Source organism: Baekduia alba, assembly GCF_028416635.1.
Classification (GTDB): domain Bacteria; phylum Actinomycetota; class Thermoleophilia; order Solirubrobacterales; family Solirubrobacteraceae; genus Baekduia; species Baekduia alba.
Genome location: NZ_CP114013.1, coordinates 2,484,612 through 2,496,140 on the forward strand (window position 1 = coordinate 2,484,612; position 11,529 = coordinate 2,496,140).

Annotated in this window: 13 protein-coding genes; 9 read left to right on the top strand and 4 right to left on the bottom strand. The window is 71.6% G+C overall.

The features are described from left to right. Positions 1-19: 19 nt before the first annotated feature. From DSM104299_RS12435 to DSM104299_RS12445, 3 genes are all read left to right on the top strand, one after another. Positions 20-982, top strand: a complete 963-nt coding sequence (locus tag DSM104299_RS12435) for a lysophospholipid acyltransferase family protein (protein WP_272477629.1) — start codon at positions 20-22, stop codon at positions 980-982. Then, positions 979-2,352, top strand: coding sequence for an NAD-dependent epimerase/dehydratase family protein (locus DSM104299_RS12440; protein ID WP_272477630.1), 1,374 nt, complete (start codon positions 979-981; stop codon positions 2,350-2,352). Before DSM104299_RS12435 ends, DSM104299_RS12440 begins: the two co-directional genes overlap by 4 nt. Before the next feature lie 96 nt (positions 2,353-2,448). Beyond that, positions 2,449-3,498: a L,D-transpeptidase family protein gene (locus DSM104299_RS12445; protein ID WP_272477631.1), complete on the top strand. Its 1,050-nt coding sequence runs from the start codon at positions 2,449-2,451 to the stop codon at positions 3,496-3,498. Here DSM104299_RS12445 and DSM104299_RS12450 read toward each other — a convergent pair. Then, complete coding sequence (locus DSM104299_RS12450) at positions 3,495-3,785, bottom strand: hypothetical protein (RefSeq protein WP_272477632.1); 291 nt, start codon at positions 3,783-3,785, stop codon at positions 3,495-3,497. The genes DSM104299_RS12445 and DSM104299_RS12450 overlap by 4 nt on opposite strands. Before the next feature lies 1 nt (position 3,786). Here DSM104299_RS12450 and DSM104299_RS12455 point away from each other — a divergent pair, with 1 nt between their 5' ends. The 6 genes from DSM104299_RS12455 (at position 3,787) to DSM104299_RS12480 (ending at position 9,395) form a co-directional block, all read left to right on the top strand. Further along, positions 3,787-4,701 (top strand): tyrosine recombinase, encoded by a 915-nt coding sequence (locus DSM104299_RS12455; RefSeq protein WP_272477633.1) that lies wholly within the window; start codon positions 3,787-3,789, stop codon positions 4,699-4,701. Beyond that, positions 4,676-5,494 carry an RNA polymerase sigma factor WhiG gene (whiG, locus tag DSM104299_RS12460; RefSeq protein ID WP_432419768.1) on the top strand — a complete coding sequence of 273 codons (819 nt, stop codon included), beginning with the start codon at positions 4,676-4,678 and terminating at the stop codon, positions 5,492-5,494. The genes DSM104299_RS12455 and whiG overlap by 26 nt, the downstream gene beginning before the upstream one ends. 168 nt (positions 5,495-5,662) lie before the next feature. Further along, positions 5,663-7,759, top strand: coding sequence for an elongation factor G (fusA, locus tag DSM104299_RS12465; RefSeq protein ID WP_272477635.1), 2,097 nt, complete (start codon positions 5,663-5,665; stop codon positions 7,757-7,759). A gap of 135 nt (positions 7,760-7,894) precedes the next feature. After that, on the top strand, positions 7,895-8,716 hold the full coding sequence (locus DSM104299_RS12470) for a hypothetical protein (protein WP_272477636.1): 822 nt from the start codon (positions 7,895-7,897) through the stop codon (positions 8,714-8,716). 19 nt (positions 8,717-8,735) lie between these two features. Continuing rightward, the gene (locus DSM104299_RS12475) at positions 8,736-8,951 is read left to right on the top strand and encodes a hypothetical protein (protein WP_272477637.1); all 216 of its coding nucleotides are present in this window, start codon (positions 8,736-8,738) and stop codon (positions 8,949-8,951) included. A gap of 36 nt (positions 8,952-8,987) precedes the next feature. After that, positions 8,988-9,395 (top strand): ribonuclease HI family protein, encoded by a 408-nt coding sequence (locus tag DSM104299_RS12480; RefSeq protein ID WP_272477638.1) that lies wholly within the window; start codon positions 8,988-8,990, stop codon positions 9,393-9,395. A gap of 8 nt (positions 9,396-9,403) precedes the next feature. Here the strand turns inward: DSM104299_RS12480 and DSM104299_RS12485 are convergent, their stop codons facing one another. From DSM104299_RS12485 to DSM104299_RS12495, 3 genes are read right to left on the bottom strand one after another with little or no spacing between them, the layout of a single operon-like run. Further along, a complete protein-coding gene (locus DSM104299_RS12485; RefSeq protein WP_272477639.1) occupies positions 9,404-10,012 on the bottom strand; it encodes a hypothetical protein in 609 nt (202 codons plus the stop codon). A gap of 36 nt (positions 10,013-10,048) precedes the next feature. Beyond that, positions 10,049-10,897: a deaminase gene (locus DSM104299_RS12490; protein WP_272477640.1), complete on the bottom strand. Its 849-nt coding sequence runs from the start codon at positions 10,895-10,897 to the stop codon at positions 10,049-10,051. After that, positions 10,898-11,485, bottom strand: coding sequence for an adenylyltransferase/cytidyltransferase family protein (locus DSM104299_RS12495; protein WP_272477641.1), 588 nt, complete (start codon positions 11,483-11,485; stop codon positions 10,898-10,900). Positions 11,486-11,529 lie beyond the last annotated feature (44 nt).

An 11,529-nucleotide genomic window follows, 5' to 3' on the forward strand; every position in this document is an offset into this window, starting at 1 on the left:
CTGGGAGACTCCGGGGCGGATGGCCGACGAGACCCGCAGCACCCTTCGCCAGGGCGACCGCGAGGCCGCGGGCGTCGACGAGGACGACCGGCTCGCGCTGGTCGACGACGCGGCCCGCAGCGGCGCCGGCGGCGCTGACGTCGCCACGCGCGACGAGCCCGACCTGCGCCGGTACCTCGCCCCGATCGAGGCCGACCGGCAGGTCACCGACTGGGGCCGCAGCGAGCGCGTCGAGGGCTTCTTCGACCGGACGCTCGTCGACTTCTACTACAACCTGTGGTTCCGCTGCGAGGTCGAGGGCATCGAGCACGTGCCGGCCGAGGGCGGCGCCCTGCTCGTCTCCAACCACTCCGGCGCGCTGCCGCCCGACGCGCCGATGATCGCCAAGGCGATCAAGGAGGAGCATGCGCAGCCGCGCCCATTGCACCTCACGGTTGAGCATTTCTTCAAGGGCTATCCCGGGCTGAGCATGCTGCTCCCGAAGATCGGCGGCGTGCCCGCGCACCCAGCCAACGTGCACCGCCTGCTGGCCGACGAGCAGCAGCTGGTCCTGGTCTTCCCGGAGGGCCGCAAGGGGACCGAGAAGCTCTACAAGGACCGCTACCGCCTGCGGCGCTTCGGCCGCGGCGGCTTCGTCGAGGCCGCGATGCGCGCCCGCGCGCCGATCGTCCCGATCGCGCTGGTCGGCGCCGAGGAGGCGATGCCGGTCTTCGCGCAGCTCGGCGCGCTGCAGAAGCTGACCGGCCTCATCTACTTCCCGATCACGCCGACCTTCCCGCACTTCGGGCTCTTCGGCGTGCTCGGCTACCTGCCCGCGAAGTTCAAGATCCGCTTCCTGGCGCCGGTCCCGACCGACGACCTCGGCGACGAGCCGTGGGAGGACCAGGCGCTGGTGCAGACGATCGCGCACGACATCCGCGCGACGATCCAGGACGAGCTGCTCGACATGGTCGCCAAGCGCAAGTCGGTGTGGTTCGGATGACCGCGTCGCGCCGCATCCTCATCACGGGCCTGTCGACCTACTGGGGCGGCCGCCTCGCGCAGGCGCTGGAGCGCAACCCGGAGATCGAGACGGTCATCGGGATCGACCGCACGCCGCCGAAGCTCGCGTTGGAGCGCACGGAGTTCGTGCAGGTGTCCGACGCGCACTCGCTCATCCGCCGGATCGTCGACGCCGCCGAGATCGACACGATCGTCGACACGCGCCTGGTCGTCGACTCGATCGTCACGTCGCGCGCCCGCGCGCACGAGAACAACGTCATCGGCACGATGAACGTCCTCGCCGCGGCCGGCGGGGTGGGTGGGTCCGCATCCCCCGTGCGCAAGCTGGTGTTCAAGTCCTCGGCCCGCTACTACGGCGCCGAGCAGGACGACCCGGCGTTTTTCACCGAGGACATGCGCCGCCCGCACCCGCCGCGCACGCCGATCGAGCGAGACATCGCCGAGGCCGAGGCCAACGTCCGCGACTTCCGCCACAAGAACCCGGACACGACCGTCACCGTCCTGCGCTTCGCCAACGCGCTGGGCCCGGACCTGAAGACGTCGTGGCAGACGTTCCTGGCGCTGCCGGCGATCCCGACGATCCTCGGCTTCGACCCGCGCGTGCAGTTCATCCACGAGGACGACATGGCCAACTGCCTCGAGCACGCGGTCGCCTACGACCTCGACGGCACGTTCAACTGCGCGGCCGACGGCGTCCTGGTCCTCAGCGAGGTCGTCGACCTGCTCGGCAAGGCCATGCTGCCGATCCTGCCGCCGTGGGGCACGGGCCTGGCGACATCGGTGGCCCGCCGCGCCGGCGTGCCGATCCAGGCCGAGATGCTGCCCCAGCTGCGCTTCGGCCGGGCGCTGGACAACCGCCGCTACAAGGCGACCGGCTTCGTCTACCAGCACACGACCCGCGAGGCCGTCCTGAAGCTGCGCGAGCAGCAGCGGCTGGAGCCGATCCTGCGCGGCGCGACCGGCTCGAGCTACCGCTACGAGTCGGCCGTCGAGGAGTTCCTGCGCTTCAGCCCGAGCGTGCACAAGGCCAACGCGCGGCCGGCGATCGCGCCGGCCAACAGCGCTCCGCGATCCCGCCTCGGGGGCGCTCAGCCGAAGTTGGCGCACGAGGCGGGTTCGCCAAGCGCCAGGTTGGCGACCGCGCAGCAGGTCGGCGCGGCCGACGTGCCGGCCCCGGCGGACACGCCGTACGCCTCGCTTCCGGCGCGCGAGATCCTCTCCGTCCTGCCGTCGCTGACCCAGGAAGACCTGCAGAAGCTGCGCGATCACGAGGTCGCCAACGCGAACCGCACGACGGTGCTCAGCGGGATCGACCGGCTCCTCGACGCCTCCGAAGCGTCCGCGCGCTGACACCCCACGAGGGGAAGCACCGCTTGCAGGGGTTTCGAGTCGCCGGAGGAGCGTCTACCCTGGACGCCTCCTTCGGTTCCTCCGTTCTCCTCACCGTTGCCCACTCGCCTCGTCATCGCCGTGACCGCCTTCCTGGCGGCCCTTGTCGCCGCTGCTGCCGCGGTCGTCATCTACGACCACGGCCAGGAGGACAAGATCGGCAAGGGCGTGACGATCGGCGGGGTGGACGTGAGCGGGATGAAGCGCGACGCGGCCGAGGCCAAGCTGCGGCGCGAGATCCTCGATCCGCTCAACCAGACGGTCACCGTCGACCACGGCAACCAGCGCTGGAGCCTGAGCGCGCGCGAGGCGAAGGTGGCGACGAACCTCGACGCGACGGTCGAGGACGCGCTGGAGCGCAGCCGCGAGGGCAACATCGTCAAGCGGACCTGGCGCGGCGTGACGGGCGAGCAGCTCGACGCGAAGATCCAGCCCGAGGTCACCTACTCCGACGCGGCGATCGTCCGCATGCTCGACCGCGTGCGCAAGTCGGTCAACCGCCCGTCGATGAACGCGACGATCAAGTTCACCGTCGGCGGCCCGCAGACGACGCCGTCGCACGAGGGCCTGGCCGTGGACGCCACGGCGCTGCACCGCAAGATCAAGGCCGCGCTCGTCTCGCCGCAGGCCGAGCGCAGGTTCAGCGCGACGACCGCGCACGTCAAGCCGAAGGTCTCGACCGACGACATCGTCAACCAGAACGCGACGACGCTCGTCGTCAACCGCGAGGCGTTCAAGCTCACGGTCTTCAAGAACCTCAAGGCGGTCAAGAGCTACTCGGTCGCCATCGGCGCCGTCGGCCTCGACACGCCCGCCGGGCTGTACCACATCCAGAACAAGGCGGTCGACCCCGCCTGGACCAAGCCCTACTCGGACTGGGTGCCCAAGGACCAGCAGGGCAAGGTCGTGCCGGGCGGCACCGCGGAGAACCCGCTCAAGGCCCGCTGGCTCGGCATCTTCGCCGGCGCCGGGATCCACGGCGTCGACCCCTCCGAGTACGGCTCGATCGGGCACGCCGCCTCGCACGGCTGCGTACGGATGCGCATCGACGACGTCGAGGACCTTTACCCGCGGGTCCCGGTCGGCGCGCCGATCTTCATCGCCTAGCTGGCTTGCAGGTCGACTTCGCGGATCTGATCCATCCCGACCTCCTCCCAGCCTTGGGCCAGGAGGGAGGCATGGTGGTCGGAGTGGCGAAAGACGAGCGTGCCGATGAAGATCCCGTGCGTCTGCTTCCGCATCGCCGCGTACCACATGGTCGACGCGTCGCCGTCACCCCGCATCCGATGCCAGGGGCGGGGCGGCAGGTCGTCGCGCGGCGAGATGCCCGCGTCCATGAGCTGCTGATGCGTCGCGATCCGACCGTCGTTGGTGTCGATGAAGAAGAGGCCCACGGTGTCTGAGGATAGGTCGCCGCTCAGTCCCGCCTGGACCGAGGCGCTGCGCCTGTTCGACGCCGATCTCCTGCGTCGCGGCGCCGCCACGCGCACGCGGCGGGCGTACGGCTTCGACTGCTCGCAGTTCGCCCTGTGGGCGACGCTGGGCGGCTACGAGCCGACCGCCGTGACGACGCGCGTCCTGCGCCGCTACGCCGCCGCGCTGGGCGAGCGCGACGTCGTCCCGGCCACCGTGGCCCGCAAGCTCGCCGCGCTGCGCGCGCTGTACCGGACGATGCGCGAGCACGGCCTCGTGCCGGCCAACCCGGCCGACCTGGTCCCGGCGCCCAAGAAGCCGTCCAAGCTGCCGCGCGTCCTGAAGGCCGACGAGGTCGCCGCGCTGCTGGACCGCATCCCGCAGACGACGCCGCTGGACGTCCGCGACCGCGCGCTCTTCGAGCTGGCCTACGCGTGCGGCCTGCGCGCGGAGGAGCTCGTGAACCTCGACACGCCCTCGATGGACTTCGACGCCGAGGAGGTCCGCGTCGAGGGCAAGGGCGGCAAGACCCGGATCGTGCCCGTCGGCGAGGCCGCCGTCCGCGCGCTGACGCGGTACGTGGAACGCGCGCGCCCCGCGTTGGAGACTGATCGGGCCGAAGCCGCGTTGTTCCTGTCCAAGTCCGGCAAGCGCCTGTCGACCAGCGACGTCCGCCGGCGCCTGCGCGTCTGGTCCCGGCGCGCCGCGCTGCAGGGCGGAGCCAACCCGCACGCGCTGCGCCACTCGTTCGCCACCCACCTGCTGGACGGCGGCGCGGACCTTCGCGCGATCCAGGAGATGCTCGGTCACAGCAGCATCTCCACGACGCAGATCTACACTCGGGTAGAGTCCGCCAGGCTCAAGTCCGCGTATGCCCGTGCGCACCCGCGGGCGTGAGGGACGGGGAACAGGGATGGAGACCAACGTCAAGGCGATCGAGCTTCGGGACCTCTGGCGCCGCTACAAGGCGACCGGCGACACGCATGCCCGCGAACGGCTGGTCGTCGCGTACTCGCCGCTGGTCAAGTACGTGGCCGGCCGGATGGCGTCGGGCCTGCCCGCCCACGTCGAGGAGGCCGACCTCATCTCCTACGGCCTCGTCGGCCTGATCAGCGCGATCGAGCGGTTCGACCTCGAGCGCGAGATCAAGTTCGAGACCTACGCGATCACCCGCATCAAGGGCGCGATCATCGACGAGCTGCGCTCCCTGGACTGGGTGCCGCGCTCCGTCCGCGCCAAGGCGAGGGAGATCGAGAAGGCCAACACCAAGCTCGAGCACCAGCTCCAGCGGGCGCCGACCGACGAGGAGATGGCGCGCGAGCTCGGCGTCAGCGTCGACGACTTCCAGGAGTCGCTGCTGCAGATCTCCAACTCGACGGTCGCCGCGCTCGACGAGCTGTGGACGGTCGGCGACTCCTCAGGCGACGCCGTCTCGCTGCTGGACACCCTGACCGACGAGAACGCGCCGGACCCGGCCGCGGTCATGGACCAGACGGACCTCAAGGACCGCGTGGCCGACGCGATCGCCCGTCTGCCCGAGCGCGAGAAGCTCGTCGTGGCGCTCTACTACTACGAGAACCTGACGCTGCGCGAGATCGGCGAGGTCCTCGGGGTCACCGAGTCACGCATCTCGCAGCTGCACACGAAGGCCGTCCTGCGCCTTCGCAGCCGCCTCATCGAGACAGAGTGAAGGTCGCCTAGCGGCTCGCTCCACCAGGCGCGAGCTCGCCAGCGGCTCCTTCGCGCGGCCGTGGGGACTTCGGCCTTGCGGCCTTGTGCGCATTGCCGCTAGGGTCGCGCTCATTCCACACATCAGGCCGCGTGCCTGCCATGCGGTCCCGAGGAAAGGAGCCTGGGCATGCACAAGGCTGCGGACCGCATCCGCAACGTGGCCCTCGTGGGTCACCGCGGCAGTGGGAAGACCTCGCTGTTCGAGGCACTGCTCTTCCAGGCGGGAGCGACGAACCGCCTGGGCAGCGTCGCGGACGGCACATCGCTCAGCGACGCCGAGCCCGACGAGCAGACGCGCGGGATGTCCATCGGCGCCGCGCTCAACTCGTTCGAGTGGCAGGACCGGCGCATCAACCTGCTCGACACGCCGGGGGAGCCGAGCTTCGTCGCCGACGCGCTGGGCGCGCTACGCGTCAGCGAGTCGGCCGTGTTCGTCGTCAACGCGGTCATGGGCGTGGAGGTGTCGACGCTGCGGCTGTGGGAGCGCGCGTCGGAGCTCGACCTCGCGCGCATGGTGTACGTGAACATGCTCGACCGCGAGCGCGCCGACTTCTACCGCGCGCTGGAGTCCCTGAAGGGCGCGTTCGGGCCGCACGCGGTGGCCGTCGAGATCCCGATCGGGGCCGAGCACGAGGTTCGGGGCGTCGTCGACCTCGTCGACATGAAGGCCTATGAGTACTCGGAGGACGCCGGCCGCGACAGCTGCCGCGAGATCCCGATCCCCGACGACGTGCTCCCGGTCGCCGAGGAGTACCGCGAGAAACTGATGGACGAGGTCGCTGAGGTCAGCGACACGCTGATGGAGCGCTACCTCGAAGGCGACGAGATCTCCCACGCCGAGATCGTCGCCGCCCTGAAGGAGGGCACCAACCACGGCGGGATCTTCCCGGTCGTGTGCGGCGTCGCGACACGCAACCTCGGCACCAACCGCCTGCTGGACGCGATCGTCGAGGACCTGCCCTCGCCGGTCAAGCACGGCGTGATGGAGGTCACCGATCACGTGGCGCTGGAGCCGTCCGAGGACAAGCCGCTGTTCGCCTACGTCTTCAAGACGCGGGCCGACACGTTCGCCGGGCGCATCAACCTGTTCCGGGTCTACCAGGGCGTGATGGCGCACGACTCGCACGTGCTCAACACCCGTGCGCACGGCAAGGAGCGCATCGGGCAGCTGATCCGCTTCAGCGGCAAGGACTCCGAGCCGGTCGACGAGTTCGGGCCCGGCGACATCGGCGCCGTGGCCAAGTTGAAGGAGACACGCGCGGGCGACTGGCTGGCCGACCGCGACGAGGCGATCACGATGCCGGCGATCAAGCTGCCGGCGCCGGTGATGGCGTTCGCGATCGAGCCGAAGACCAAGGGCGACGAGGAGAAGGTCTTCAGCGCGCTGCGGCGGCTGCAGGAGGAGGATCCGACGATCGACCTGCACCGCGACCCGCAGACCGGTGAGGAGATCGTCGCGGGCCTGTCGCAGATGCACGTCGAGGTCGTCGTCGACCGGCTGAAGTCGCGCTTCGGCGTGGAGGTCGCGCTCAAGCCGCCGCGCGTCCCGTACCAGGAGTCGATCCGCAGGCCGGCCAAGGCGCACGGGCGCCACAAGAAGCAGACCGGCGGGCGCGGGCAGTTCGGCGACTGCCACATCACGATCGAGCCGATCACGGCCACCGACCCCACCCACCCAGACGGCTTTGAGTTCGTCAACGCCATCAAGGGCGGCGTGATCCCGCAGGGATTCATCCCGGCGGTCCAGAAGGGCGTCGCGGACGCGATGGCCCACGGGCCGGTCGCCGGCTTCCCGCTCAAGGGCGTGCGGGTGACGCTGTTCGACGGCAGCTACCACACGGTCGACTCCTCCGAGCAGGCGTTCAAGACCGCCGGCTCGATCGCCATGAAGCTGGCGATGGAGGAGGCGGGGGCCGTCCTGCTCGAGCCGATCATGGTCGTGACGCTGAGCGTGCCCGAGGACTCGGTGGGCGACGTCATCGGCGACCTCAACTCGCGGCGCGGCCGGCCCCAGGGAATGGAGCCGTCGGCGGTCGGCATGACCGAGGTCAAGGCCGAGGTGCCGATGGCCGAGATGCTCACCTACGCGCCCGACCTGCGGTCGCTGACCGGCGGGCAGGGCGACTACACGATGGAGTTCGTGCGCTACGAGGAGGTCCCGGGCCACCTCGCGGCCAAGGTGGTGGCCGCGGCGACCAGCGACGAGGAGGCGGTCCGGGCCTAGGCCTGCGCCGGGCGGGACGGCGCGTGCGCCGTCTCGCCCCCTGGCGCAACAGCGCACCGCGTTCCTGCAAGAAGCGCTTCGGCTGCCTTCCAGATCGGGTGCGGGAGGGGTCACGTTGCTACCCTCGGCGACGACTTGACCCGCAAGTCGATCACGACCAACCCCGCCGTCGTCACCTGCGACGTGTGCGGCCGCACGCTCCTGCGCGGCGAGAACGCCGACGTCTTCATCGCCGGCGGCCAGCGCCGCAACGTCTGCGAGCTGTGCACCGGCCGCGCCGTGCACGAGGGCTGGATCCGCGAAGGGCTCGACGACGTCGTGGCCCGCGGTCGCGACGGCCGCGGCCGGCGCGGGGGCTCGCTGCTCTCGCGCCTGCGCTCCCGGCGCGAGCCGGCGACCGGCCAGCGCGAGCTCGCGCCCGAGGAGCTGCCCTACGCGCGGTCCGGCGGGCGCGTCGAGCGGCTGCCCAACGACGACGAGTACGCGCCGCTGCCGCCGGAGCCCGCCGAGCTGGAGTACGAGCCCGAGCCCGAGCCGGTGCAGCGCTACGAGCCCGAGCCGGCGCCCGTGGCCGCCGCGGGCGAGCCACTCGACCACACGCTCTACGAGTCGCGCTCCGTGCACGGCGTGCCGACCAACGCCGACCTCAAGGTCGTGCGCGCGATGGAGCTGTTCAACCAGTCCCCGCAGGTCCGGACCGTCGCCGGCGTCGCCAGGTCGCTCGGCGCGCCGATCGTCAGCGCGCGCCCGTCGCGGACCGAGGGCAGCGTCGTGACGATCGTCGTCGCGTGGGAGCTGTCCTGGTACCGCTTCGAGGTGGACCTCGGCAACGAGGCCGCCGGCGTGCGCGTGACCGCTCAGGGCTCGGAGCTCTCCGAGCTCGACACGATCGACCAGACCCCGAACGCCGCCGCCGACGACGGCGGGCGTTTGCACCCGGCCGCGTCGCTGGCCTAGGGTTCGGAACGGCTACTCGATGATCTACTGCGTCGTCCCAGAGGAACTCGCGCCGGAGCTGTACGACCGCATGAAGTCGTACTACGCCGACGATCCCGCCGTCGAGGTCATCATCGACCGCCGCAAGTCCGAGCGGCGCGACCTTCCGGGCGACAACGGCGAGCACCGCCGTGAGGTGCGCGACCGGCGCCGCGCGCGCGTTCCCGGCGAGTTCCCGCAGCTCGACCCGGAGTGACTGCGGCATGCCTCGCGCAGAGCGCTCGCAAGCCGGGTGAAGGTCGTCGTCCACGTCGACGGCGGCGCGCGCGGCAACCCGGGGCCGGCGGCCGCGGCGGCGGTCCTGACGGACGCGTCGAGCGGCGCGGTCGTCGACGAGGCCACGGCGTTCCTGGGCGAGACCACCAACAACGTCGCGGAGTACCGCGGCCTGCTGCTGGGCCTGGAGCGCGCCCGCGCGCTCGGCGCGACCTCGGTCGAGGTCGTCAACGACTCCGAGCTCGTCGCCAAGCAGGTCAACGGCCAGTACAAGGTCAAGCATCCCGTCATGAAGGCCTTGCACGCCGAGGCGCTGTCGGCGCTGCAGGCGTTCGACGCCTGGTCGATCCGCTCGGTGCCGCGCGCGCGGAACGCCGGCGCCGACGCGCTGGTCAACCAGGCGCTCGACGCCCACCGGCTGTAGGGCCGCGGCTAGCGCAGCGGCGTGCTCGTCGACCGGCCGCCGGGCGTCATCCGGCCGCCGCTGCCGCCGCCCGTCGACGTGTCGCTCTCGGGCTTGTGGCCGTGCACCCGGACCTCGCCCTTCAAGGCCTTCACGTCGCACGACGCCGGGACGTCGAAGCAGGCCAGCGCGAGGTCGTGGCCCTTCTGCGTCAGCCAGCCGGCCTGGACGGCCTGGGTCAGGCGGGCGTCGAGCTCGGCGCGAACCGCGGCGAGCACCTCGTCCGGGGTCTTGCCGAGCTTCGCCGCCAGCGACGTGGCCAGGTCGGCCTTCAAGGCGGTCAGGTCCGGCTTGGCCTTCCGCGGGGCCTTGCGCTGCTCGGCCAGCTGCTCCTTGACGACCGCCCGGATCGCGGTCCGCAGGGCCCTCGGGTCGACGCCCAGGCGCTGGGCCAGCGAGGTGACCGACGCGGCGAGCGGGCCGCGGGTCAGGAAGCTCGCCGGCAGGCCGGTGTGGTGCTTGGCGTGCGCCGCGGGCTTGTCTCCGCTGCTGCCGCCGCCGTGCGCGAACGCGACCGCGGTGACGCTCAGCGCGGCGACGCAGCAGGCGGCCAGGACGGCGAGGACGCGGCGGGACATACAGCCCTTCTAGCACCGTCTCCGGTGCGCCAAACGTCAGACGGGTTGCGCGCTGACCACGCAGACGATCTCGACGCCCGCCGCCTCGAGCACGTCGCGGCCGTCGAGCACCGCGTAGCCGCGCCGGTAGTACACGCGCGCGATCCCGGCGTTGGCGATCAGCTTCGCGCACGGGGGACAGGGGAAGTCGGTGACGTAGATCTCGCCGCCGGCGGTCGCGTGGCCCTCGCGCGCCGCCCGCGCGATCAGCGCGGCCTCGGCGTGCGTGGCGGTCGAGAGCTCCAACTCGACGCCCTGGGTGAAGTTCGAGCGCGGGTCGCCCGCGGCATAGGGCGCCAGCGCGTGCGGATGGTGCTCGTTGGTCGCCGCCCGCACCGTCCCGTCGGCGAAGCGCAGCGCGGCGCCGACCTGGCGCCACCAGTCGATGCTCCGGGCGGCCGCGTCCTCGGCCGCGCCCGCGAGCTCGGCGAAGACCTCGTCCTCGCTGACGACACGCTCCGGGCGCGGGTCCAGCATCTGCACGGTCTTGGTCTTGTCCCAGCGCAGGAAGACCGGGTCGTAGCGGACCGCCGCGCGCGGGAACCAGCGCTCGACGACGCGGTAGCTGACGTCCTCGGCCGGCAGGATCAGCGCCGGCGCCTCCTCGGCCAGCCGCGCGGCGCCCAGCTCGTCGAGGACCGCGACCGATCCCGCGACGCCCCAGGAGGCCAGCGCGGCGGCGGCGTCCGCGGGGTCCAGCGCCCGGACGTCCTTGGCCAGCGGGCGGTAGTCGGCGTACAGGTCGCGCCCGAGCACGAAGACGCGCCGGCCGGCCCCGTGGCGCTCGAGGAACCGCCGGTAGCCCTCGTGCAGGACGGGGACGTAGGCGAGGACGACCTCGCGCATCTAGCCCCGCCGCAGCGTCTCGTCGATCAGGCCCGGGAGGACCTGCGCGAGCTTGGGGCCGAGCTTGTCGCCCAGGTTCATGTACATCTGGCGGATGCGCTCGGAGGTCGTGACCGCCGCCTGGCGCTCGATGACCTGGATCTCGCCGACGGTCCCGGTCAGCCGCTCGAGCTCCTCGGGCGTGTAGGAGTGGTCGGCGGTGAGCACCAGGACGTCCGGCTCGACGGCCTTGATCAGGCCCCACGACGGGTCCTCGTCCTGCTTGAGGTAGATCAGGTCGACCGGGCGCTGGTGGGCGAGCAGCTCCAGCCGCTCGTCCTCGGGCACCATCGGCCGGTCCTCGCCCTTGCGGCGGCGGATCTTGGCGTCGGAGTCGACGCCGACGACCAGGATGTCGCCGAGCTCCTTCGCGCGCGCGAGGTACTTGACGTGGCCGAGGTGGATCAGGTCGAACGAGCCCGACGTGAGCACGATGCTGTATCCCAGACCCCGAAGGTGGGACACGGTCCGCGTCATCTCCTCCAGCGAGGGGACGAGGCGGTCGGCGAAGTTGACGCCCGGGCTCAGGACGCCGCTGGTCACGGCCATGGGCGTAACGATATCGGCGCGGCAGGCGGATTCGTTCGGGGCCG

Bases quoted from the DNA above. Each gene is read 5' to 3' on its own strand.
- DSM104299_RS12435 (WP_272477629.1), top strand. From the start codon at position 20: ATGGCCGACGAGACCCGCAGCACCCTTCGCCAGGGCGACCGCGAGGCC.
- DSM104299_RS12440 (WP_272477630.1), top strand. From the start codon at position 979: ATGACCGCGTCGCGCCGCATCCTCATCACGGGCCTGTCGACCTACTGG.
- whiG (WP_432419768.1), top strand. From the start codon at position 4,676: ATGCCCGTGCGCACCCGCGGGCGTGAGGGACGGGGAACAGGGATGGAG.
- fusA (WP_272477635.1), top strand. From the start codon at position 5,663: ATGCACAAGGCTGCGGACCGCATCCGCAACGTGGCCCTCGTGGGTCAC.
- DSM104299_RS12475 (WP_272477637.1), top strand. From the start codon at position 8,736: ATGATCTACTGCGTCGTCCCAGAGGAACTCGCGCCGGAGCTGTACGAC.
- DSM104299_RS12485 (WP_272477639.1), bottom strand. From the start codon at position 10,012: ATGTCCCGCCGCGTCCTCGCCGTCCTGGCCGCCTGCTGCGTCGCCGCG.
- DSM104299_RS12490 (WP_272477640.1), bottom strand. From the start codon at position 10,897: ATGCGCGAGGTCGTCCTCGCCTACGTCCCCGTCCTGCACGAGGGCTAC.
- DSM104299_RS12495 (WP_272477641.1), bottom strand. From the start codon at position 11,485: ATGGCCGTGACCAGCGGCGTCCTGAGCCCGGGCGTCAACTTCGCCGAC.